The sequence below is a fragment of the Actinomadura sp. NPDC023710 genome (assembly GCF_040639875.1).
In the GTDB taxonomy this organism is placed as follows: Bacteria; Actinomycetota; Actinomycetes; order Streptosporangiales; family Streptosporangiaceae; genus Spirillospora; species Spirillospora citrea.
This window is the reverse complement of the sequence record NZ_JBFAGB010000033.1, coordinates 48,589-71,146: the sequence shown is the minus strand read 5'-3', so window position 1 is coordinate 71,146 and position 22,558 is coordinate 48,589. Positions and strand designations below refer to the sequence as shown.

Below are 22,558 nucleotides of genomic sequence, written 5' to 3'. Positions count from 1 at the left end.
CGATGAGCAAACGCTCCCTCGGCTCGGCCAGCGTGCAGGCGGAACCGCCGCTCGCGCCGGACTCGATCCCGGTGACCCGCTACGCGGGCGTGGTCCGCCGGCACCTGGTCGCGCTGCTGATCGCGCTGCTGGCCGGGTGCGCGATCGGGGTCGTGAAGATCGTGCTGACGCCGACGACCTACACCGCGCAGATCTACGTGCTGGCGCCGCCGGTCGCGCTGCACCCCTCCATCGACATCGGCTCGGCGATCGACACCAACACCCGCGCACCCCGCGAGACGACGATGGACACCGAGGCCCAGCTCGTCTGGTCCCACCCGGTGCTGTCCAAGCTGGTGGAGCGGCCCGGCTTCGACGCGTCCGACGCCGAACTGCGCGACCGCATCGGCCTGACGGTGCCGTCCAACACCCACGTGCTCACGATCTCGGTGCGGGCCGGCACGCCGCGCACCGCCCAGGACGGCGCCCGGGTCGTCGCCGACTCCTACCTGACGCTGCGGAACCGGATCCTGGGCCAGGTGCTGGAGCACAACCGCCAGGCGCTGGAGCACAACGCCGAACTGCTGAAGAAGCAGCTCGCGGCCCTGCCCGGCGACGAGGACGAGCTGCGCCGGCTCACCACCCGCACGCGCCGCCAGGCGCTCGTGAAGCAGATCCGCGACGTGGAGAAGCAGGTCACGACCATCAAGAGCAAGCAGGAGCAGCCCGGCGAGGTGCTGCGCGGGGCCCCGCTCCCCCGGCGGGGCGACGATCCCGGCCGCGACGTCGCGGTCGCGACCGGGATCGGCGTCGCGCTGCTCGGCTGGATCGGCTACGTGGTGGTCCGCGAGACGCGGCCGCGCCGCATCCGGCGCCCCGCCGACCTGCGGCTGCACAGCCGGCTTCCGATCATGGTGGAGGGGACGGCGCTCGGCACCGGGCACCGCGAGGTCGCACGGCGGCTGCGCAACCTGGTCTTCGACGCCGACGCCACCACCGTGCTGGTCACCGGGGTGCCCGGATCCGCCGGCACCGAGGTGGCCTACGAGCTGGCCGAACTGTGCACCGAGGGCGGCTCGGCGACGACGGTGCTGCGCGTCGTGGCCGACGGCGAGCCCTTCCACGAGCCGCCGGCCGCGGCCGGGACCGGCCACTCCTTCAACGTCCGGCTGGTGCGCAGCGACGACGACCGGCAGCTCACCCGGGCCGTCGACAAGGCGGGGAGCGTGTCCCGCATCGTCGTCATCACCACACCCGACATCAACGGCGCGGACACCATCGCCGCGGCCGCGGCCAGCGACGTGGCCCTGGTCGTGGTCGAACGGGGACGGGCCCTGGACCGCGAGGTCGCGAGCGGGGTGCTGGCCCTCGACCAGGCCGCCAGCCCCGCGCGCGTGATCGTCCTGACCGCGCCCGTCCTGCGCGGGCCCGCGTCCCCGGCGCCGCGGCGCGCCCCGAACCGGTCCCCGGTCGGGGCCGCCGCTCCCGGACGAGGTTGAGATGAACAGAGCCGTCTTCTTGCAACGCGCGGTTAAAGTCGAGATGAACACTCCGCCAAGAACGATTCTGATCGATGAGGGGGATCGTCGTGGGAGCTGACCGGACGGCCGACGCCCAGGGAGGGCAGCTGCTCGCCTTGGTCCGGCGCTATCTGGGGGCGCTGATCGGCCTCGCCGTGCTCGGCACCGCGGCCGGCGTCGTCCTGGAGATGGCCGTGCCGCCGCCGTTCAAGGCGACCGCGACGGTACTGGTCAGCCCGCTGGAAGGCAACCCGTACTCGCCGGAGGGCCGCGGCGACGACCTGGTGAACCTGCAGACGGAGGCGCAGCTGGTCGCCACCGACAGCGTCGCCAAGATCGTCCAGAAGAAGCTCGGGCACGAGGCGGAGGGCGACATCGGGGTCTCGGTCCCGCCCAACACCCAGGTGCTCAACCTGACCTACACCGCCGGCAGCTCCGGCAACGCCCGCGCGGGCGCGCAGGCCTTCGCCGACGCCTACCTGGAGTACCGCACGCAGCGCGCGCAGGGCGTGGTGAACAACCAGCTCGCCAAGCTGAAGGCGCAGTCGGCCAGGGTCGAGCGCCTGCTCCAGCGGGCGAACAACGAGCTGGCCGCCTCCTCCGGCTCCCGGCGCTCCACCCTCCAGCAGCGCGTCACCGCCTACACCAACCAGCTCGGCGTCATCGACGAGCAGTCCAACGACATCGCCAGCACCCCCCTCGACCCCGGCCAGGTGATCACCCCGGCGGACGCGCCGGCCGGGCCCGGCATCGTCCGGCCCGCGATGTACGGCGCGGGCGGCCTGCTGCTCGGGCTGGTCGCCGGTTTCGTGATCATGCTGCTGCGGGAGCGGCTCAACCAGCGGCTGCGCAACGCCGAGACGATCGAGGGACTCGGCGTCCGGACGCTGTCCACCATCCCGGCGGGCGGCCCGTCCGGCGACACGCTGGCCCTGGTCAGCGCGCCCAAGAGCCCGGTCGGCGAGGCGTACCGGCGGCTGCGCGCCGCGGTCGTGGCGACCGCGCCGCAGACCCCGGTGGCGCTGCTGATCAGCAACGCCACGCCGGGCGGCGGCGCCCGCATGGCCAGCGCCAACCTCGCGGTCTCGCTCGCCTTCGCCGGCGCGAAGACCATCATGATCGACGCGACCACCGAGGACGCCGACATCAGCACCCTGTTCGGCGCGCGCCCCGGCGGCAAGGGGCTGTCGGACACCCTGCTCAGCGGCACGGACCCGGCGACCCTGCTGATCCACACCGACTCGCAGCTGCGGCTGCTGCCGCGCGGGCCCCGCGCCCGCGAGGCCGCCCACCGGTTCAGCGGCCCGCGGATGCGCGAGACCGTGAAGGTGCTGCGCCGCCGCAGCGAGTACCTCATCGTGAACGCGGCGAGCCTGCACGACGCGGACGCGCAGGCCCTGTGCACGTTCGTGGACGCGGTCGTGCTCGTGATCAACCAGGGCGTCACGACCCGTGAGGAACTGCGGCAGGCGTACGTGGAGGCCGAGCGCGCCGGCGTCACCGTGCTCGGCGCCCTCCTGGAGCCGCCGGAGCCGCGCGGAGGGCGCGCGGCGCGGCAGGCCCCCGCCGGCGCCCGCCAGTCCCGCCCGCCGCAGGGCGGCGACGTCCGGGGCGCCGCCGAGCCCCACCTCCCGGAGACCCGCGGCGGCAAACGCCGCGCGCCGGAGCCCCCCCTCGCATGGGCCGAGGACCAGCCAGGCGTCCCGAAGGACGAGCCCGACGAGAACCCGGCCGACTCCCCGTCCCTGGTCACGCAGGCGCTGCCGCAGGTCAAGCAGCCGCCGCCCCGGACGGGCGAGGCGCGGCCGGCGCCGTCCGGGCGGCGCGGCGCACCGCAGCCGGAGCCGCGGCGCCGTCCCCTTCCGCCCGCGCTCGACCCCCCGTCCGGGCCGGGCAAGCCCGTCGCCCCGAGGCCCGTCTCCCCCACGGAGGTCACCCAGGGCACGGGAGCGGTGCGCCCGCGCCCGGCGGCGCCCTCCGACGCCGAGCCCGCCGAGCCCGCCGACGCGGAGACCGACGAGGCGCTGGAGTCGGCCGCGACGCGGACGCAGGAGGACATCTCCAAGTTCATGCCGCCGGATCTGCCGGAGGACGGCGCGGACGGCACGCCCCCGGCGGCGCCGAAGGACGCGGCGCCGGACGTCGCCCCCCGCTACGGCAAGAAGGCGCACAAGGCCGGCCGGCATGCCGGCCCCTGAATCCGGCGAGACCGCGGCGGACGAACCCAAGCCGTCCGGGCCGGGCGGCCCGAACCTGAACAGGCTGGCCAGGGGCGGCGCCCTGAACCTCGTCGGCGCCGCCGTCGCGGGCGTCCAGGGCCTCGCGCTCGTCTTCCTGGTCGCGCACCTGTACTCGCAGCGGATCGCGGGCACCTTCTTCGCGGCGACGTCGCTGTTCATCATCCTGCAGGCCGTGTCGGGCCTCGGCACGGACGCGGGCCTGCTGCGCTGGCTGCCCCGCCACCTGGCGCTCGGCGACCGCGGCGCGGCGCGGCGGACGGTGCCGGTGGCGCTCGTCCCGGTCGCGGTGACCGCGCTGGCCGCCGGCCTCGTGCTGGCCCTCACCGCGCCGTGGACGGCGGGCCACATCGGCGCCGACGACCCCCGCCAGGCCGTGGACATGGTCCGGGTGCTGGCGCTGTTCCTGCCCCTCGCCGGGGCCCACGATGCTCTGCTCGCGGCCACCCGCGGCCACGGCTCGATGCGGCCGACCGTCCTCATCGACAAGATCCTGAGGCAGACGCTCCAGGTCGCCGGGGTCGTCGTGGCGGCGCTGCTGACCGACGACGCGGTGTGGCTCGCGCTGGCGTGGGCGGCACCGTACCTGCCGTGCCTGGTCGTCGCCCTGCTCTGGTACCTGAAGATCAGCCGCCGCAGCCGCGCCGAGGCTCCGGTGACCGCGGAGGCCGAGGCCCCGTCCGGCTGGCGTTCCCTGGCCGGCGACTTCTGGCGCTTCACCGCGCCGCGCGCCTTCGCGCAGATCTGCCAGACGGCGTTCCAGCGCGCCGACATCGTGCTCGTCGCGGCGCTCAGCTCGCCCCGCGAGGCGGCGATCTACACCGCCGCGACCCGGTTCATCGTGATCAGCCAGCTCGTCACCCAGGCCGTGCAGAACGTCATGCAGCCGGCGGTGAGCCGGCTGATGGCGCTCGCCGACCGCGCGGGCGCGCAGCGGGTGTTCGCGGTGTGCGCGTCCTGGAACCTCGCGCTCGCCTGGCCGGTGCACCTGTCGATCGCGGTCGGCGCGCCGGTGTACGTCGGCTCCTTCGGCGCCGGCTACCGCGGGTCCGGCGAGGTCGTCACGGTCGTCCTGGCGATGGCGATGCTGGTGGCGACCGCGACCGGCGCCCGCGACGTGATGCTGCTGATGGCGGGGCGCAGCGGGCTCAGCCTGGTCAACCAGAGCGCCGCGCTCGGGGTGAACCTGGTGCTGAACGTGCTGCTGATCCCGCCGTTCGGGATCGCCGGGGCGGCGGTGGCGCGGGCCTGCGGGCTGCTCGTGCGGACGCTGCTGGCCCTGGTCCAGGTCCGCCGGATCCTCGACATGACCCCGGCGAGCGCGGGGCTGTTCTGGGCGGGCGGTTCGGCGCTGGTCAGCTTCGCGGCGGTGCCGCTCGCGGTCCGGCTGGCCGCCGGCTCCGGCGAGGCCGCCCTCGCGGGCGGGCTGATCCCGGGCGCGATGCTGTACCTCGCCCTCCTCTGGGCCGGCCGCGAGCGGCTGTCCCTCACCGCCTTCGCCTCCCTGCTGCCGGGGAGACGCGGCCGCGCCGCACCCGCGGGCGCCGCCGCCTCGCCCGCCACCGAAACGACATCTGCCAGGAGCATGCATGCCCACGGGAATTGACCAAGTGCGCCGTAAGTCCCGCGCGGTGCTTCGCAAGAGCGGGCTCGCCCCGAGCGGCCCGGTGTACGGGCGGCTGGTCGACGCCGGGCGCTCGCTGCCGATCCCGGCCGCGGCGCGCGTCGCGGTGTCCACCGCCGTGCTGCGGCGCCCGTGGAAGGTGCCGGTCCGGTTCGACCAGCTGCTCGTCGGCGCGCAGGGCGGCTGGACGGCCCGCGAGTTCGCCGACCGCACCGGCGACCTGCTGTGGCCCTCGACCCCGTTCCTGGACGGCCCGCACGTCGGGCTCCTCCGGCTCGCCGACGACCGGCCGGAACTGACCGACGCCGAGATCCTCTCCAGCGCCTACGGCAGGCTCGGGCTGCGCTGCATCGAGGCGGGCGGCAGCTACTTCGGCGGCACCGACGAGGCCGGCGTCCTCGCGGCCGCCCGCGCCTTCGTCGCGCGGTACCGCGGCGAGGACGCGCCCGGCGCGGCGCCCCGCCCGGAGCAGAGCGGGCCGCAGGACCCGGTGCTCGTCGCCCCCGTCCGCGGCTCCGACCAGTACCAGATCCTCGACGGGCACCACCGGCTCGCCATCGCCGCGATGAGCGGCGCCGACGGCGCCAACGTCGTCGCCAAATGGCTGCCCGTCACCACCCCCCTGCAGGACCTCCTGCTGAAGATGAGCTGGCTCGACGGCACCCACGAGCTCTACCAGCCGATCGAGGCGCCCGAGCTGAGGTCCGGCTGGACGACCGTCCGGCAGTGCACCGACCGGCTCGCGAAGATGGACGCGTTCCTCGGCGAGCGCGGCCTCTCCGGGGGCCGCTACCTGGACGTCGCGAGCTGCTACGGATGGTTCGTCGCGAAGATGGCCGAGCGCGGCTTCGACGCCGAGGGCATCGAGCGCGACCCGCTGGCCGTCCCGCTCGGCCGGGCCGTCTACGGGCTCCCGGACGGCGCCGTCTCCACCGGAGACTGCGTCGAGTTCCTCGGCGGGCACGACGCCGGCCGCTGGGACGTGGTGTCCTGCTTCAGCCTCCTGCACCACTTCGTCCTCGGCCGCGGCTCGGTGAGCGCCGAGGAGCTGATCCGGCTGCTGGACCGCGCCACCGGCCGGGTGCTGTTCTTCGACACCGGCCAGGACAACGAGGCGTGGTTCGCCGACTCGCTGCGCGGCTGGGACCCCGCCCGCGTCGCGGAGTTCCTGCGGGAGAACACCGGCTTCGACGAGATCGTCGACCTCGGTCCCGACGAGGACGCCCGGCCGCCCTACGAGGACAACTACAGCAGGCACCTGTTCGCCTGCGTCCGCGCGGCGTGACCTCGCCGCGCCGCCCGCTCGCCGCGCTCATCGCCCTCCCGGTGCTCCTCGCGGCGGCGGCGTGCGGCGGGACGGCCGCGCCCGCGAGCGTGCCCCGGGTCTCCCCGCCGCCCGCCGCGGGCTCGGCGGGCGCGCGGAGCGGCACCGTGTGGACGAGCGGGTTCAACGGGAGCGGGCAGCTCGGCCGGCCGGGAGCGGCCGCCGATCCCCGGCTCGCCCCCGTCACCGGCGTCGGCGGCCGGGGACGGCTCGACCGTACCGTCGCCGTCGCCGGCGGCGGCCGCCACTCGCTGGCCGTTCTCGACGGCGGGCAGGTCGTCGCGTGGGGCGCCAACGACGACGGCCAGCTCGGCGACGGCACCACCCGCGACAGCGGCGCGCCCGTCCGCGTCCGCGCACCGGACGGGCGGCCCGGCCGGCTGGACGACGCCGTCGCGGTGGCCGCCAACAACGACTTCTCCATGGCGCTGCGCCGCGACGGCACCGTCGTGACCTGGGGCGAGGGATCGTCCGGGCAGCGCGGCACCGGCGAGCGCACCGCTCCTCCCGTCCCCACGACCGTACGGGCACCGGACGGGCGCGGGGCGCTCACCGGCGTGACGGCGATCGCCGCGGACGGGCACACCGAGTTGGTGCTGCGCGCCGACGGGCAGGTGCTCGCGTGGGGCGCCAACGCGGGCGGCATGGTCGGCGACGGCACCCGCGAGGACCGGGCCCTGCCCGTGCCGGTGCGCGGCCTGGACGGGGCCGCGCGGCTGGACGGCGTCGTCCGCATCGCGATCGGCGGCCAGCACGGGCTGGCGCTGCTGCGGGACGGGCGGGTCGCGTCGTGGGGCCGCAACGAGCTCGGCCAGCTCGGCGACGGGACGCGCCGGGACCGGCTCACGCCCGCCCTCGTCTCGGGTGTGGGCGGCAAGGGCGTCCTCGACGGCGTCGCCGCGGTCGCCTCCGCGGAGAAGCACAACTACGCGCTCCGCGGGGACGGCACCATCGTCGCCTGGGGCAACAACACCGCCGGCCAGCTGGGGGACGGCACGGTGAAGCCGCGGACCGCCCCCGTCACCGTCGTCGGGCGCAGCGCGCCGAAGCTGCGCGGCGCCACCCGCGTGTTCGCCGGGGAGGCCTACGGCGCGGCGATCCTGACCGACGGGACGCTGCTGACCTGGGGCGCGGGCGGCAGCGGCCAGCTCGGCTCCGGGAGGAGGGCGCCCCGCAGCCGTCCCGGCACGGCGCTGACGGCCGAGGGAAAGGTGGCGGCCGACGCCCTGTCGGTGGGCGTCGGCGAACGCCACCTGATCGTGCTGGCGAGGTCCGAGGGGCCGTAGCCCGCCCGGAGTCCTCAGGGATTCCGGGGCGGCTCCGGCCTGGCGTCGCCGGGCTCCGGCCCGCCCGCGGGAGGCTGGGCCCCGGGAGGCTGGGCCCCGGGTGCGGGCGGCGGCGCCGCGGCGGCGCCGGGCGCCGGGGCTCCGGTCCCGCCGGCGGGCGCCGGAGTCGCGGAGCGGCGGCGCCACAGCAGGAACCCGGCCCCGGCGGCCGCCACGACCACCGCGCCGCCGCCACCGAGCAGGTAAGGCATGGCCGAGCCGTCGTCCTCCCGGACCTCGGCCCCGGTGGCGCGCTCGGTCGGCTGCGACTGGGCGAGCGTCCGCTCCTCCTGCTGCTTGACCGACGCCTCCGGTGCGGGCTTGCCGTTGTTGCCCGGCTTGCCGGTCTTCGGCGGCGCGTACTTCGACTCCGGGAGCGTCTGCACGAAGCGCAGCAGCGCCAGGTCGGGCTTGCCCTTGCTGCCCTTCACGGCCCCGTCGTAGATGGACTTCACCCGGGCGCCCGGCAGCGCCGTGGAGGACACCCGGAGCTGGTCGCCGGCCAGCACCGCGTAGGTGCCCTTGCGCTTCATCAGGCCCGGCAGCCGGCTGAGGACCTGTCCGGGGTCGTTTCCAGGGGGCAGAATCGCGATGAAGACCGCGACGGACCGGCCCTGCGCCGTGCGGAGCAGTTCCTGTGCGCCGTCCGACTGGTAGTACTTCGCGTGGGAGTCGACGTAGTAACCGCTCTCGCCGATGCCCTCGGCGACCGCGTCGAGGTCGACGCCCGCGAAGGCGGGCGTCGCGGTCATTCCGAACGCCGGCACGAAGGCCAGCGCCAGCGTCCCGGACGCGACGATGCGGCGGGAGAAGTGGTTCACGGAAGAGGCTCCTTCAACGCTGGGATGGCCATCGACATTACCGGCGCGACTTGGGGAAAGGTGGTCAAAGCCTAGGAATCGGCATCGGTCCGTCAGATGCCGCGGCCGCGGGTGTGCAGGGCCAGCAGGACGCGCTTGCCGGACACGACCCCGGACGCCACGGCCAGCGCGAACGGGACGCGGCGCTCGGCCGGGTTCGCCTTGAGGGCGCGCGCCGACCAGCGCAGCGCGTCCCTGCGGCGGCCCACGGTCGCGCAGCCGAAGGCGAGCTGCCCGTAGACGCGCCCGGCCGCGCCCGGTTCCCTGCCGATCTCCGGGTAGTGCTCCAGGAACCACTCCAGCGCGGCGACCTTCGTCTCCCACGCCTGCGCGTAGTAGGACGTCAGCCCCCACAGGACCCGGACGTACGGCTCGTCCACGTTCACCACCGGGTGGCGGCGGGCGGCGCGGAGCGCGAGATCCCAGTCCTCGCCCTGGCTGCCGGGGATCGTCTCGTCCACCATGCCGATCTCGATGAGCGGTTCGCGGCGCGCCACGTAGGTGGAGGAGTGGACGCTCATCATCCGGTCGCGGATCAGGGCGTCGTAGGTCACCCGGTCCGTCCCGGCCAGCCGGGGCAGTTCCCGCCCGTCGAAGTCGATCAGGATCCCGGAGCTGCACAGCACGGCGTCCGGCTCGCCTTCCAGTGCCTTCACCTGCGCGGCGAGCTTGCCGGGCAGCCACAGGTCGTCGTCGTCGCAGAACGCGACCAGATCGGTGCCGAGGGCGAGGACCCCGGAGTTGCGGGCGCCCGCGAGGCCCGGCGCCCGGGTGTTGCGGATCACCTCGACGCGGTCCCCCGCCAGGGACGGGTCGGGCTCGGCCCGGTCGAAGACGACGACCGCGCGCACCTCGCCCTCGTACTCCTGGGCCAGCACCGACTCCAACGCGCGGCGCAGCAGTTCCGGCCGGTTGTGCGTGGGGAGCACGACTCCGACGGAGGGGGGCATCCAGGGCCTGCCTTGTCGTTGGGGGGTCGGGAGGGGGACGCGGACCGGCGACCGCCGCGGGGCCGGCGGGCCCCGCGGCGCCGGGTCAGCGCGCGCCGGTGATCATGCCGGCGGCGACGGTGTTGTTGGTGGCCTCGTCGATCAGGATGAAGCCGCCGGTGAGGCGGTTGCGACCGTAGTCGTCGACGAACAGCGGCTGGGTCACCCGCAGCGAGATGCGGCCGATCTCGTTCAGGCCGAGGGAGTCCGCCTGTTCGTCGCGGTGCAGGGTGTTGACGTCCAGCCGGTAGTGCAGCTGCTTCACCATCGCCCTCGCGGTGCGGGTCGTGTGCTTGATGACCAGCTTCGAGCGCGGGCTGAGGGCGCGGTCCGGGGTCATCCAGCAGACCATCGCGTCGATGTCCTGCGCGACCTCGGGCCGGTTGTTCGGACGGGCGATCATGTCGCCGCGGGAGATGTCGATGTCGTCGGCGAGGCGCAGCGTCACCGACATCGGCGCGAACGCCTCCGCGACCGGCCCGCCCGGCCCGTCGATGTGGGTGATCGTCGTGGTCAGCCCGGACGGCAGGTGCACCACCTCGTCGCCCGGCTTCAGCACGCCGCCCGCGACCTGGCCCGCGTAGCCGCGGTAGTCGTGCAGGTCGGGGTCCGTGGACGCGTGCGGGCGGACCACGTACTGCACCGGGAACCGCACGTCGATCAGGTTGCGGTCCGACGCGATGTGGACGTGCTCCAGGTGGTGCAGCAGCGACGAGCCCTCGTACCACGGCATGTTCACGCTGCGCTCGACGACGTTGTCGCCGTGCAGCGCCGAGATCGGGATGAACGTCAGGTCCGTGACCTCCAGCTTGGAGGCGAACGCCGTGAACTCGTCCACGATCCGCTCGTACACGCCGCGGTCGTAGTCGACCAGGTCCATCTTGTTGATCGCCACGACCAGGTGCGGGACCTGCAGGAGCGTGGTGAGGAACGCGTGCCGGCGCGACTGCTCCAGGATGCCCTTCCGGGCGTCCACGAGGATGATCGCCAGGTCGGCGGTGGAGGCGCCGGTCACCATGTTCCGGGTGTACTGGATGTGCCCCGGCGTGTCGGCGATGATGAACTTGCGGCGCGGCGTCGCGAAGTACCGGTACGCCACGTCGATCGTGATGCCCTGCTCCCGCTCGGCCCGCAGGCCGTCGGTCAGCAGCGCCAGGTTCGTGTACTCCTCGCCGCGGTCGGCGCTGGTCTTCTCGACCGACTCCAGCTGGTCCTCGAAGATCGACTTGGAGTCGAACAGCAGCCGGCCGATCAGCGTGGACTTGCCGTCGTCGACGCTGCCGGCGGTGGCGAACCGCAGGAGGTCCATCTGCTTGGCCGGCCGGGTCTCGGCGAGCCGGTCGTTCGCGCTGGCCATCAGAAGTAGCCCTCCTTCTTGCGGTCCTCCATCGCGGCCTCGCTCGTGCGGTCGTCGGCGCGGGTCTGGCCGCGCTCGGTGATCCGCGTCGCCGCGATCTCCTCGATCACCTCGTCGAGCGACATCGCGTTCGACTTCACCGCGCCCGTGCAGGACGCGTCGCCGACCGTCCGGTACCGGACGGTCGCCGCGAACTCGGGCTCGTCGTCGCCGCGGTTCGCAAAGCCCGTCTCGGCGTCCAGCAGCAGCCCGTCGCGCTCGAACACCTGCCGGGTGTGCGCGAAGTAGATCGGCGGGAGTTCGAGGTCCTCGCGCCGCACGTAGTCCCAGATGTCGAGCTCGGTCCAGTTCGACAGCGGGAACACCCGGACGTGCTCACCCTGCACGATCTTGGTGTTGAACAGGTTCCACAGCTCGGGGCGCTGGTTCTTGGGGTCCCACTGCCCGAACTCGTCCCGGAAGGAGACCACCCGCTCCTTGGCGCGGGCCTTCTCCTCGTCCCGGCGCGCACCGCCGAACGCCGCGTCGAACTGGTGCTCCTCGATGGCGTCCAGCAGCGGGGTGATCTGCAACCGGTTCCGGGACGCGCGGCGGCCCTTCTGCTCCACCACCCGGCCGCTGTCGATCGCGTCCTGCACCGACGCCACGATCAGCCGGACGCCGAGATCGGCGACCCGGCGGTCCCGGAACTCGATCACCTCCGGGAAGTTGTGGCCGGTGTCGACGTGCATGACCGGGAAAGGGATCGGGGCGGGCCAGAACGCCTTCTGGGCCAGGCGCAGCATGACGATGCTGTCCTTGCCGCCGGAGAACAGCAGCACCGGCCGTTCGAACTCGGCCGCCACCTCCCGGAAGATATGGATCGACTCGGCTTCGAGGATGTCCAGCTGGGACAGTAGGTAATCGCAACGCTGCATGGTCTGGGGCTCTTTCCACACTGTTTGGCAGAGGCAACCGGTGGCACGGAGATGGGCGCATGCCTTCCCACCGGGTCGGAACGCCGGCCCGCGCCGGTTCAGTCCCGCGGTGGGGACGGACTGGTCAGGGCAGCGCGCCGCTCACTTCCCGGATGCCGGACAGCAGCGTTGACGCCGACATGGGATGGCACACCAGGATATCCGGGAGCCGGGGGTCCTCACGGTTGTAGCGCAGCGGCGCCCCGTCGACCCGGGACGCGTGCGCCCCGGCGCCGAGCGCGACGGCCGCCGGAGCCGCCGAGTCCCACTCGAACTGGCCGCCCGCGTGCACGTAGGCGTCCACCTCGCCGAGCAGCACCGCGGAGATCTTCGCCCCCGCCGACCCGATCGGCACCAGCTCCACCTCCGGCTCGATCGCCTCCGCCAACCGCCGGACGAACTCCGGCGGCCGCGTGCGGCTCACGGCGATGCGCAGCTTTCCCGCGTCCGGCGCCGGGACGTGCAGCGGCACCTCGCGGGGCGGCGGCGCCCCGGCGGGCCCGTGCCCGGCGGTGACGGGGTCGGGATCGGTGAGGTCCGTCCGGACGAGCGCGGCGCCGCCCACGGCGTCCGTGCGGAGCGTCAGGCCCTGCGCCGGCAGCGCGACGGCGCCGGCCGCCAGGCGCCCGGTCCCGGACGCGTCCCGTTCCCACAGCGCCACGTGCACGGCCCAGTCGCGGCGGCCCTCCTCGGAGAACTCGCGGGTGCCGTCCAGGGGGTCCACGATCCACACGCGGGAGGCCGTGAGCCGCTCCGCGTCGGCGGTGTTGCGGGTCGGTGCGCGGTCGTCGCCCTTGGACCGCTTCCCGGCGACCGAGGACCGCCCCTCCTCGGACAGGACGGCGTCACCGGGACAGCGCTCCGCCAGCGCCGCCATCAGGTACTCATGCGCCCGCAGGTCGCCGGTGTCCTTCAGGGCCTTCGCGTCCGCGAAGCCCGTCTCGGCCCGCACGCCCAGCAGCAGCCGGCCCGCCGTCCCGGCGAGCTCGGCCGCGAGCGAATGATCGTCTGCCGCCCCTGCCTCGGTCATCTGAGATCACATTCCCGACTCGACTGGTCTGCTCGGTCTACTTTCTCATGCGTCGCGCACGGGCCACGGGACGAGGTCCCGCTCAGCGGCTCGCCCGCCAGTGTCCCGCCGGCGCCGTGTCGCGGGCGGCGCCGTGTCGTGTTCCCGCCGAGGTCCCGTCCCGCGCCGCGGCCGCCGCTCAGTACGCGCCGGAGCCGCGGACGACGGCCGACCAGGTCTTCCACATGATCTGAAGGTCCAGGGCGAGGGTCCAGTTGTCCACGTACCGCAGGTCGAGGCGGACCGACTCCTCCCACGACAGGTCCGAGCGGCCGCTCACCTGCCACAGCCCGGTCAGGCCCGGCTTGACCACCAGCCGGCGGTAGACGTCCCCGCCGTACTGGGCGACCTCGTCCGGCAGCGGCGGGCGCGGCCCCACCAGCGACATCTCGCCGCGCAGCACGTTGAACAGCTGCGGCAGCTCGTCCAGCGAGTACCGGCGCAGCCGGCGCCCCACCCGCGTCACCCGCGGGTCCTGCCGGATCTTGAACAGCACCCCGTCGTTGTCGTTGGCGGCCAGCAGCTCCAGCCGGCGCGCCTCGGCGTCGGCGACCATCGTGCGGAACTTCAGCACCGTGAACTCCCGGCCCCCGCGCCCGACGCGCGTCTGCCGGAACAGCACCGGGCCCTCCCCGGACATCTTGATCAGGACGGCGATCAGCAGCAGCAGCGGGCTCAGCACCACGATCCCGGCGAGCGCCGCCATCCGGTCGACCAGGCCCTTGAGGATCTTGCGGCCGCCGTCCAGCTCCGGGTGCTCCACGTGCAGCAGCGGCAGGCCCGACACCGGGCGGATCGAGATCCGCGGCCCGGTCACGTCCATCAGCGCGGGCGCCACCACCAGCTCGACGTCGTTGCGCTCGATCTGCCACGCCAGCCGGCGCAGCGCCACCCCGTCCATCTCCGGGCACGCCAGCACGGCCACCGAGTCGGCGCCGATCCGGTCGGCGACCGCCGCCGCCTGGCCGAAGTCGCCCAGCACCGGGACGCCCTCCACCTCGGCGACCGCGTCCTCGCCCGACGCCAGCGCCGGGGGCAGGCACACGGCCACGATGTCCATCCCGTGGTACCGCTTCTTCTGCAGCAGCCGGATCAGGTCGGACACCGACGTCCGGTGCCCCACCGCGACCACCCGCCGCATGCACTCGCCGTGCCACCGCTTCTTGTGCAGCCACTTGCGCAGCCGGTACCGCGCCAGCAGCGCCAGGAACGTCCCGAGGGGCAGCGCCATCACCACGTAGCCGCGCGCGACGTCGGTCTTGGTGGCGTACGCCCCGATCGCGAGCACCGCCATCAGGATGAATCCCGCGCGCAGGACCCGGTGGAACTCCTCGTACCCGACGCCCACGTACCGCGGCTGGTACGCGCGGCACAGCGCCAGCGCCGGGAGCCACACCACCGGCAGCGCCACGGTCAGCACCACGTACGGCGCGTCGAGCTCCGTCGGGACGCCCGGGAACCTGAGCACGAAGGCGATCACTCCGGCCATCAGCATGCTGGCGAAGTCGAGGGCCCGCGCGAGCCGCCGGTAGGTCCGGCTCCAGTTCTGCGATGCCGCGCGCTCGTGCTCATGGCGGATCGATGACTCGGCCTGAACCTTGTCAACGACGGCCATAAACCACTCACCAATCCTGTGTAACGCGCGCCCCGTCAGCGCGATTCACACCGAAGACGGCTGAACGTCGCCCGAGGTTCACATTGAACCTGAACCTCGATCGGCCTGCATCTTACGTTCGCTTTGCCGTGGTCACGGACGGAACGCGGCTATCAGTTGGACAATGCACCCGAACCACCCCGAGCGCACACGAAAGAGACGCCACTCGGCCTTGATCACGGTTGCCCGCCGGTCGCGAGGCCGGATCCGGTCACCCGACCGTAGGCGGCCGGTCACTTTGTGTGAGCGACTTCTCGTCCCGCGCCGGTAGCCATCCGACAGCGACGCAATCACGGGGCCGAAAACCAGGTCGCACTCGATTCGGCCTCTTCCGCGCGGCGATGCGAACGGTCCTTCCCGCCCTTCACGCGGCAGATCCGGTCAGTCCGCGTGGAAGGCGTTCTGCGCCGCGGCCAGCCCGTCCACCAGCAGCGCCTCGACCGCGTCCGCCGCCCGGTCCACGACGAAGTCGAGCTCCTTGCGCTCCGCCGCGGAGAAGTCCTTCAGAACGAACGCCGCCGCGTCCATCCGCCCCGGAGGCCGTCCCACCCCGAACCGCACGCGCGGATACTCCTTCGCGCCCAGCGACCTGGTGATGGACCGCAGCCCGTTGTGGCCGTTGTCACCGCCGCCCTGCTTCAGCCGCACCGCCCCGAAGGGGATGTCCAGCTCGTCGTGGACGACGACCACCCGCTCCACCGGCACCTTGTAGAAGTCCCGCAGCCCCTTCACCGGGCCGCCCGACTCGTTCATGAAGGAGCGCGGCTTCGCCAGCACCGCCCGCGCTCCGGCCAGCCGGCCCTCCAGCACGTCCGCCCGCGCCCGGTGCGACTTGAACCTGCCCCCGGCGCGCGCCGCGAGGACGTCCAGCACCATGAACCCCGCGTTGTGCCGGTTCTTCGCATACGACGGCCCCGGGTTGCCCAGCCCCACCACGAGCCAGAGATCCGCGTCCACCCGCACTCCTCACACGCGAGCACGGCCCCCGCCGGTGCGCGCACCCGCGGGGGCCGTGGAAGTACCTGCGGCCCGCCGTCCGGCGCGGCCGCGCGCCGTGCCGCCGGGCCCCGGCGGCACCGCCGTCACTCGGCGGCGGCCTCGCCCTCACCCTCGGGGGCCGCGGCCTCGGCCGCGGCGGCCTCGGCCGCCTCGGCGGCCTCCGCCTCGGTCTCGGTCGCGCCGGCCGACGCGGTCGCGTCGGCGATCTGCAGGACGAGGGCCTCCGCATCGACCTGCAGCGTGACGCCCGATGGCAGCTTCAGGTCGCCGGCCAGCACCTGCGTCCCGACCTTCAGGCCCTCGATGGACAGGTCCACGGCCTCGGGGATGTGCGTCGCCTCCGCCTCGACCGACACCTGGACCAGCTCCTGCTGGATGACGCCGCCCGCGACGACGTCGCCGACCAGGTTGACCGGCAGGTCCACGACGACCTTCTCGCCGCGCTTCACCAGCAGCAGGTCGACGTGCTCCAGGAACCCCTTGACCGGGTCGCGCTGGACGTCCTTCGGCAGCGCCAGCGAGGCGCCGTCGGAGAGGCCCTCGATGGTCAGCAGCACGTTCGGCGTCTTCAGGGCCAGCATCAGGTCGTGGCCCGGCAGCGCGATGTGCTGCGGGTCGGTGCCGTGACCGTAGAGGACGGCGGGCACCTTGCCGGCCCGGCGGGTGCGCCGCGCGGCACCCTTACCGAACTCGGTGCGCGGCTCGGCGGCAATGCGTACCTCGGACACGGCGAAAACTCCTCGTTGTTGCTTCCACGGCCGTCCGCCATCGGACGTCCGCTACGGACGATGCGTTGCGTTCCTCGCGCGCCGTCGAAGGGCGGGCGCGCTCAAAGATTCGTTTGCGTTCCCCGGGGAGTGCGGCCCCTGCGCGGGCACCGCACTTGAACGTCCCAGGGCATACGCGGTTGCACAAGTCTAGCCCAATACGGCAACGCCCAACGCCAAGGCCCTGCCGTCGCCATGACCCCCGCCATGGCCCCGGCCACGGCCGCCGGCACGCGGCGCGCCGTGCCCGACGTGGAGGTTCAGCTGTGGCCGCCGAAGAGGCTCGTGACCGAGCCGTCGGAGAACACCTCGTTGATCGCACGCGCGACCAGCGGCGCGATCGACAGCACCGTGAGCTTGTCGAACTGCTTCTCCTCCGGGATCGGCAGCGTGTTGGTCAGCACCACCTCGGAGATCCGGGAGTTCTTCAGCCGGTCCACCGCCGGACCCGACAGCACGCCGTGCGTCGCCGCGACGACGACCTTCGTCGCGCCCTGGTCGAACAGCGCGTCCGCCGCCTTCACGATCGTCCCGCCGGTGTCGATCATGTCGTCCACCACGACGCAGGTGCGGCCGGCGACCTCGCCGACCACGTCGAACACCTTGACCTCGTTGGCCACGTCCGGGTCGCGCTTCTTGTGGATGATCGCCATCGGGACGCCGCCCAGCCGGTCGCTCCACCGCTCGGTGACCCGCACCCGGCCCGCGTCCGGCGCGACCACGGTGACCTGGGAGGTGTCCAGCCGGCTCTCGAAGTGCCGGGCCAGCAGGTCCAGCGCGAACAGGTGGTCCACCGGGCCGTCGAAGAAGCCCTGGATCTGCGCCGTGTGCAGGTCGACGGTGATCAGCCGGTCGGCGCCCGCCGTCTTGAACAGGTCGGCCATCAGCCGTGCCGAGATCGGCTCGCGGCCGCGGTGCTTCTTGTCCTGCCGGGCGTAGCCGAAGAACGGCGCCACCACCGTGATCCGCTTGGCCGACGCGCGCTTCAGCGCGTCCACCATGATCAGCTGCTCCATGATCCATTGATTGATGGGAGCCGTGTGACTCTGGACCACGAAGGCGTCGGAGCCGCGGACCGACTCCAGGAACCGCACGAACGTCTCGCCGTTGGCGAAATCGTAGGCGGACGTCGGCGTCAGCTCGACCTGGAGGTTGTCGGCTACTTCCCTGGCCAGGTCAGGGTGGGCTCGGCCGGTGAAGAGCATCAGCTTCTTCTGACCGCTCGTTTTTATCCCACTCACCTCTGACAACTCCCCCTCAATGGAACCGTGCCCTGCATGTGGGTTGTCGTCCCCACCTCCCGCGCACCAAAGATCCGGCGCGCGGGTCGTCTTGTCGTCGAGCCGCTCTCCGGTCGGGCGGCTCTGTGTTGTCCTGGAAGACGCCGTCGTCCTCCACCTCCCCGCCCTGAGGCGGGGCAGTCCTCATCGGGCGCGCTAAGGCGCGCTCTCCTCGCCGGCCCTCCGGGCCGCCTCGGCCGCCGGCGTCCCCGGCCGCTTCCGCTCGACCCAGCCCTCGATGTTGCGCTGCCGCCCTCGCGCGACCGCCATCGCCCCCGGCGGGACGTCCTGGATGATCACCGAGCCGGCCGCGGTGTAGGCGCCGTCCCCGATCGTCACCGGCGCGACGATCATGTTGTCGCTGCCGACCTTCACATGCGACCCGATGACGCTGCGGTGCTTCTCCACACCGTCGTAGTTGACGAACACCGAACTCGCGCCGATGTTCGAGCCGGCGCCGATCTCGGCGTCGCCGACGTAGGTCAGATGCGGCACCTTGGTGCCCTCGCCGATGTCGGCGTTCTTGGTCTCGACGTAGGTCCCGACCTTGGCCCTGGGCGCGAGCCTCGTGCCGGGCCGCAGGTAGGCGTAGGGCCCGACCGAGGCCTCCGGCCCGATCTCCGCCCCGACGCACACCGCGTTGGTCACCGACGCTCCGGCGCCGACCGTCGTGTCGGTGAGCGTGCAGCCGGGGCCGATCCGCGCGCCCTCGCCCAGGTGCGTCCTGCCGTGCAGCTGCGTCCCCGGGTGGATCTCCGCGTCGGGTTCGGCGGTCACCTGCACGTCGATCCAGGTCGACGCCGGGTCGACGACGGTGACCCCGGCCCGCATGTGCGCCTCGAGGATCCGGTCGTTCAGCTGCCTGCGCGCCTGGGAGAGCTGGACCTTGTCGTTGACGCCCTGCGTCTCCACCCAGTCGGCGGCCAGGTGCGCGCCCGCCCGGTGACCGTCGCCGCGCAGGATCGCCACCACGTCGGTGAGGTACTCCTCGCCGCCCGCGTTGTCGGTCGTCACCCGCTTCAGCGCGTCCGCCAGGAGCGCGCCGTCGAACGCGTACATCCCGACGTTGATCTCGTTGATGGCGCGCTGGTCCCCGGTGGCGTCCTTGTGCTCGACGATCGCCTCGGCGCTGCCGTCGGCCGCCCGGATCATCCGCCCGTAGCCGGTCGCGTCCGGCATCTCGGTCGTCAGCACGGTGACGGCGTTGCCCTCGTCCTCGTGCGCCTGGACCAGCGCCCGCAGCGTCTCGCCCCGCAGCAGCGGGTGGTCGCCGTTCGTCACGACGACCGTCCCCTCCAGCGCGCCGGTCTGCTCCAGCGCCATCCGCACGGCGTGGCCCGTTCCGCCCTGCCGCTCCTGCACGGCGGCCTCGGCGTCCGGGGCGTGCTCGGCGAGGTGCCCGGCGACCTGCTCGCGCCGGTGCCCGACGACCACGACGAGCCGCTCGGGCTCCAGTTCGCGGGCGGCGGCCAGCACGTGGCCGAGCATGCTGCGCCCGCACAGCTCGTGCAGCACCTTCGAGGTACGGGACTTCATCCGGGTGCCCTCGCCCGCGGCGAGGACGATGACGGCGGCCGGGCGGCTCGCAGCACTCACAAGGAGGCTCCTCGGCATCGCGGACGGGGATCGGTCGCGGGCCCGCCCACCTGCGACATCATCACACGGCAGGCCGGGGCGAACCCGACACGGGCAGGATACCGCCCACCCCGCTCCTGTCACCCCACCGCCCGCCCCCGGCGAACCAGACGGCATTTCCGACAGCTCCGCCGCCAGGGCTCGAACCTGGAGTCTTCTGGACCAAAACCAGCTGCGTTTCCAATTACGCTACGGCGGATCGGCAGGACTCTTCGCTAACGCGGGGGCGCCTGCGAGGCCCACGATACCGGTGTGGGCTCGCGGCCCACACCTACTTACCTCGCCTGCCGCGGTCACCGAGGATCTTGCTGAGGACCTCGTCGGAACGGCTGACCAGCCGGGCCTCCGCGACCTCACCGCCGAGCATGGCACCGTAGGCCCATCCCTCGACGCGTCGGTACAGGTCCGCGCCCTTGCTCACAGTGATCTGCAGGCGCCCCCGGGACTCCCCGGGCTTGAGCTTGTCTCGGATCTCGCCCGGCATCGGTCCACCCATGGGAGAAGCATAGCGGAGACTTTGACTCTCCGCAGTTGATTGATTACCGAAGGCGATGCTAGGAGCATGGTCGTTTTGTCCGGATCGGTTTAGATCGTGCGGTACCGAGCAAGCCCACTGCGTGTCGGTCGGCCAGGGCCCGGTCGGGCGGCGCGGCGGTCTCCGCGCAGATGCGGCGGGCGGCCGCCTGGCCCCCAGTCCACACGAGAGTTATGTGACCGAAGGGGCAGTTTCCCGCTGAGTTTACTGTTCGGCTCTGCACAACCTACGGTCTCGTAGGTTACGTTGACGTAGGTAAGGCTGCCTCGAGTCACGGGAAGTGATGACGCATGACGACAGCTCCGGCCATGGATCCACCCCGCCCGCAGCGACGCCCCGAACTCGCGCCCCAGCAACGGGGCAACGCGGAGCGGGCGCTGGTCGCCACGTTCACCGCGCTGCCCTTCCTGGCACTGTTCGCCGCCGTCCCGCTGGCCTGGGGCCGCTTCCTCGGCTGGACGGACGTCGTGCTCACCGCGGTCTTCTACCTGGTGTCCGCTGGGGGCATCACGGTCGGCTACCACCGGTACTTCACCCACGGGTCCTTCAAGGCCACGCGCGGCCTGAAGATCTTCATGGCGCTGGCCGGGAGCCTGGCCATCGAGGGGCCGGTCATCACGTGGGTGGCCGACCACCGGCGGCACCACAAGCACTCGGACAAGGAGTTCGACCCGCACTCGCCGTGGCGGTTCGGCGACGACTGGAAGGCGCTGGGCAAGGGGCTGGCCTGGGCGCACTACGGCTGGCTGTTCGACGCCAACCGGACCTCCAAGCAGCGGTTCGCCAAGGACCTGCTGAACGACCGCGACATCAGGCGCATCCACCTGGCCTTCCCCGGTCTGGTCGCGGTGTCCTTCCTGCTCCCGGCCGTGATCGGCGGCCTGGTCACCATGTCGTGGACGGGTTTCCTCACGGCGCTGTTCTGGGCCGGGTTCGTCCGGATCACCCTGGTGCACCACGTGACGTGGTCCATCAACTCGATCTGCCACACCTTCGGCAAGGAGGAGTTCGAGGTCCGGGACAAGTCGCGCAACGTGTGGTGGCTGGCGATCCCGTCGCTGGGCGAGTCGTGGCACAACCTGCACCACTCGGACCCGACCTGCGCGCGGCACGGCGTGCTGAAGGGGCAGATCGACATCAGCGCGCGCATCATCTGGGCGTTCGAGAAGATGCGCCTGGCCCATGACGTCCGGTGGCCGAACCCCGACAGGCTGGCCGCCAAGCGCACGAAGCAGGCGGTTTGACCGCCACAATTGATTCCGTGACAGATCCCGCTCCCCGGACCCGCAGAAAGCGGATGACCGGCAAGGAACGCCGTGAGCAGCTCCTCGACATCGGCCGGACGCTGTTCGCCGAGCGCGGGCTGGACGGCACCTCGGTGGAGGAGATCGCGTCGGCGGCCGGCGTGTCCAAGCCGGTGGTGTACGAGCACTTCGGCGGCAAGGAGGGGCTCTACGCGGTCGTCGTCGACCGGGAGTTCGAGCGGCTGCTGAGTCTCGTCACCGACGCGCTGAACTCGGCGGTCCACTACCGGAGCAAGCTGGAGAAGGCGGCGCTGGCGCTGCTGGAGTACATCGAGGAGCACCCGGACGGGTTCCGCATCCTCGTCCGCGACTCGCACGGCGGGACGGGCCGGGGCAGCTACGCCAGCCTGCTGAGCGAGATCGCCGGCGAGGTGGAGCACATCCTGGCGCAGGAGTTCGACCGGCACGGGTACGACGACAAGTTCGCGCCGCTGTACGCGCAGAGCCTGGTCGGCATGGTGGCGCTCACGGGCCAGTGGTGGCTGGACGTCCGCAAGCCGCATCGCGAGGACGTGGCCGCGCACATCGTGAACCTGGCGTGGAACGGCCTGTCCGGGCTGGAGCCGAGGCCGTCGCTGGATCCGCGCCGCCGCCGCAAGGAGATGGAGCGGCAGGAGAAGCGCGCGGAGAAGGCGGCCGCCAAGGCCGGGCGGGCCGAGGAGAAGGCGGCGGCGAAGGCGGAGAAGGCCCAGCGCCGGGGACGGCGCGACTTCGAGGAGATCGTCGACCCGTCAGCCTGAGGGCCGTAGGAACTCCAGCCGGTTTCCCACGGGGTCGTCGGCGTAGAAGCGGTGGTGGCCGGGGAACAGCTCGTCCGGCGTGACGTCGTGGCCCGCGGCCCGCAGGCGCGCCGCGAGGGCGTCGAGGTCGTCGACGAGCAGGCCCGGGTGCGCTTTGCGGGCAGGCCGGAAGCCGGGCTCGACGCCGAGGTGGAGTTCGACGCCCGGGCCGCGGAACCAGGCTCCCCCGCGCTTGGCGAGTTCGGGCGGCTTGGGGATCTCCTCGAGGCCGAGGACGCCGCCGTAGAAGGCGCGGAGCCGGTCCTCGCTGCCGGGCGGGGCGGCGAGCTGGACGTGGTGGACACCGGTGATCATGGTCGCCTCCCGACATGACACCGGCGGCCTCCCGGAGTTCGTCCGGGAGG

19 protein-coding genes and 1 tRNA gene are annotated in these 22,558 nt (G+C 72.9%); 7 read left to right on the top strand and 13 right to left on the bottom strand.

What is annotated here, in order from left to right:
• The first annotated feature begins 2 nt into the window (after positions 1-2).
• The 5 genes from AB0H37_RS32155 to AB0H37_RS32135 all read left to right on the top strand — a co-directional run bounded on the left by AB0H37_RS32155 (position 3) and on the right by AB0H37_RS32135 (position 7,970).
• A complete protein-coding gene (locus AB0H37_RS32155; RefSeq protein WP_329094946.1) occupies positions 3-1,478 on the top strand; it encodes a hypothetical protein in 1,476 nt (491 codons plus the stop codon).
• Between the two features lie 89 nt (positions 1,479-1,567).
• On the top strand, positions 1,568-3,697 hold the full coding sequence (locus AB0H37_RS32150) for a hypothetical protein (protein ID WP_360616684.1): 2,130 nt from the start codon (positions 1,568-1,570) through the stop codon (positions 3,695-3,697).
• Complete coding sequence (locus AB0H37_RS32145; protein WP_360616683.1) at positions 3,684-5,342, top strand: polysaccharide biosynthesis C-terminal domain-containing protein; 1,659 nt, start codon at positions 3,684-3,686, stop codon at positions 5,340-5,342. The genes AB0H37_RS32150 and AB0H37_RS32145 overlap by 14 nt, the downstream gene beginning before the upstream one ends.
• Complete coding sequence (locus AB0H37_RS32140) at positions 5,326-6,645, top strand: ParB N-terminal domain-containing protein (RefSeq protein WP_360616682.1); 1,320 nt, start codon at positions 5,326-5,328, stop codon at positions 6,643-6,645. The genes AB0H37_RS32145 and AB0H37_RS32140 overlap by 17 nt, the downstream gene beginning before the upstream one ends.
• A complete protein-coding gene (locus tag AB0H37_RS32135; protein WP_360616681.1) occupies positions 6,642-7,970 on the top strand; it encodes a chromosome condensation regulator RCC1 in 1,329 nt (442 codons plus the stop codon). The genes AB0H37_RS32140 and AB0H37_RS32135 overlap by 4 nt, the downstream gene beginning before the upstream one ends.
• 14 nt (positions 7,971-7,984) lie before the next feature.
• Here AB0H37_RS32135 and AB0H37_RS32130 read toward each other — a convergent pair whose 3' ends face one another.
• The 12 genes from AB0H37_RS32130 to AB0H37_RS32075 form a co-directional block, all read right to left on the bottom strand.
• On the bottom strand, positions 7,985-8,830 hold the full coding sequence (locus tag AB0H37_RS32130) for a hypothetical protein (RefSeq protein WP_360616680.1): 846 nt from the start codon (positions 8,828-8,830) through the stop codon (positions 7,985-7,987).
• A gap of 92 nt (positions 8,831-8,922) precedes the next feature.
• A complete protein-coding gene (locus AB0H37_RS32125) occupies positions 8,923-9,819 on the bottom strand; it encodes a glycosyltransferase family A protein (RefSeq protein WP_329094960.1) in 897 nt (298 codons plus the stop codon).
• An 85-nt stretch (positions 9,820-9,904) separates the two neighbouring features.
• Positions 9,905-11,167 (bottom strand): GTP-binding protein, encoded by a 1,263-nt coding sequence (locus tag AB0H37_RS32120; RefSeq protein ID WP_329098391.1) that lies wholly within the window; start codon positions 11,165-11,167, stop codon positions 9,905-9,907.
• Between the two features lie 47 nt (positions 11,168-11,214).
• The gene (cysD, locus tag AB0H37_RS32115) at positions 11,215-12,132 is read right to left on the bottom strand and encodes a sulfate adenylyltransferase subunit CysD (protein ID WP_179832671.1); all 918 of its coding nucleotides are present in this window, start codon (positions 12,130-12,132) and stop codon (positions 11,215-11,217) included.
• Positions 12,133-12,256: 124 nt separating this feature from the next.
• Positions 12,257-13,201 (bottom strand): 3'(2'),5'-bisphosphate nucleotidase CysQ, encoded by a 945-nt coding sequence (locus tag AB0H37_RS32110; protein ID WP_329094962.1) that lies wholly within the window; start codon positions 13,199-13,201, stop codon positions 12,257-12,259.
• A gap of 178 nt (positions 13,202-13,379) precedes the next feature.
• Positions 13,380-14,855 carry a sugar transferase gene (locus tag AB0H37_RS32105; RefSeq protein ID WP_329094964.1) on the bottom strand — a complete coding sequence of 492 codons (1,476 nt, stop codon included), beginning with the start codon at positions 14,853-14,855 and terminating at the stop codon, positions 13,380-13,382.
• Between the two features lie 420 nt (positions 14,856-15,275).
• The gene (gene pth, locus AB0H37_RS32100; RefSeq protein ID WP_179832668.1) at positions 15,276-15,851 is read right to left on the bottom strand and encodes an aminoacyl-tRNA hydrolase; all 576 of its coding nucleotides are present in this window, start codon (positions 15,849-15,851) and stop codon (positions 15,276-15,278) included.
• Between the two features lie 125 nt (positions 15,852-15,976).
• The gene (locus AB0H37_RS32095) at positions 15,977-16,621 is read right to left on the bottom strand and encodes a 50S ribosomal protein L25/general stress protein Ctc (RefSeq protein ID WP_329094967.1); all 645 of its coding nucleotides are present in this window, start codon (positions 16,619-16,621) and stop codon (positions 15,977-15,979) included.
• Positions 16,622-16,920: 299 nt separating this feature from the next.
• Positions 16,921-17,901, bottom strand: coding sequence for a ribose-phosphate diphosphokinase (locus AB0H37_RS32090; RefSeq protein ID WP_141578287.1), 981 nt, complete (start codon positions 17,899-17,901; stop codon positions 16,921-16,923).
• 195 nt (positions 17,902-18,096) lie between these two features.
• Positions 18,097-19,536, bottom strand: coding sequence for a bifunctional UDP-N-acetylglucosamine diphosphorylase/glucosamine-1-phosphate N-acetyltransferase GlmU (gene glmU / locus AB0H37_RS32085; protein ID WP_360616679.1), 1,440 nt, complete (start codon positions 19,534-19,536; stop codon positions 18,097-18,099).
• A 165-nt stretch (positions 19,537-19,701) separates the two neighbouring features.
• Positions 19,702-19,774 (bottom strand) — tRNA-Gln (locus tag AB0H37_RS32080).
• Positions 19,775-19,846: 72 nt separating this feature from the next.
• Positions 19,847-20,071: a hypothetical protein gene (locus AB0H37_RS32075; protein WP_329094975.1), complete on the bottom strand. Its 225-nt coding sequence runs from the start codon at positions 20,069-20,071 to the stop codon at positions 19,847-19,849.
• A gap of 329 nt (positions 20,072-20,400) precedes the next feature.
• On the opposite strand from AB0H37_RS32075, the gene AB0H37_RS32070 reads away from it, so the two are divergent.
• Entirely contained in the window at positions 20,401-21,354 is a 954-nt protein-coding gene (locus AB0H37_RS32070) for an acyl-CoA desaturase (protein ID WP_179832664.1), read from the top strand.
• A 17-nt stretch (positions 21,355-21,371) separates the two neighbouring features.
• On the top strand, positions 21,372-22,154 hold the full coding sequence (locus AB0H37_RS32065) for a TetR/AcrR family transcriptional regulator (RefSeq protein ID WP_329094977.1): 783 nt from the start codon (positions 21,372-21,374) through the stop codon (positions 22,152-22,154).
• On the opposite strand, the gene AB0H37_RS32060 is transcribed toward AB0H37_RS32065, so the two are convergent.
• Positions 22,146-22,508, bottom strand: a complete 363-nt coding sequence (locus tag AB0H37_RS32060; protein ID WP_360616678.1) for a VOC family protein — start codon at positions 22,506-22,508, stop codon at positions 22,146-22,148. The two genes, AB0H37_RS32065 and AB0H37_RS32060, sit on opposite strands and share 9 nt — an antisense overlap.
• Positions 22,509-22,558 lie beyond the last annotated feature (50 nt).

Coding starts and splice junctions, on each gene's coding strand:
- AB0H37_RS32155 (WP_329094946.1), top strand. CDS start 3: ATGAGCAAACGCTCCCTCGGCTCGGCCAGCGTGCAGGCGGAACCGCCG.
- AB0H37_RS32145 (WP_360616683.1), top strand. CDS start 3,684: ATGCCGGCCCCTGAATCCGGCGAGACCGCGGCGGACGAACCCAAGCCG.
- AB0H37_RS32140 (WP_360616682.1), top strand. CDS start 5,326: ATGCCCACGGGAATTGACCAAGTGCGCCGTAAGTCCCGCGCGGTGCTT.
- AB0H37_RS32125 (WP_329094960.1), bottom strand. CDS start 9,819: ATGCCCCCCTCCGTCGGAGTCGTGCTCCCCACGCACAACCGGCCGGAA.
- AB0H37_RS32120 (WP_329098391.1), bottom strand. CDS start 11,167: ATGGACCTCCTGCGGTTCGCCACCGCCGGCAGCGTCGACGACGGCAAG.
- cysD (WP_179832671.1), bottom strand. CDS start 12,132: ATGCAGCGTTGCGATTACCTACTGTCCCAGCTGGACATCCTCGAAGCC.
- AB0H37_RS32110 (WP_329094962.1), bottom strand. CDS start 13,201: ATGACCGAGGCAGGGGCGGCAGACGATCATTCGCTCGCGGCCGAGCTC.
- AB0H37_RS32105 (WP_329094964.1), bottom strand. CDS start 14,855: ATGGCCGTCGTTGACAAGGTTCAGGCCGAGTCATCGATCCGCCATGAG.
- AB0H37_RS32075 (WP_329094975.1), bottom strand. CDS start 20,071: ATGGGTGGACCGATGCCGGGCGAGATCCGAGACAAGCTCAAGCCCGGG.
- AB0H37_RS32070 (WP_179832664.1), top strand. CDS start 20,401: ATGACGACAGCTCCGGCCATGGATCCACCCCGCCCGCAGCGACGCCCC.
- AB0H37_RS32060 (WP_360616678.1), bottom strand. CDS start 22,508: ATGATCACCGGTGTCCACCACGTCCAGCTCGCCGCCCCGCCCGGCAGC.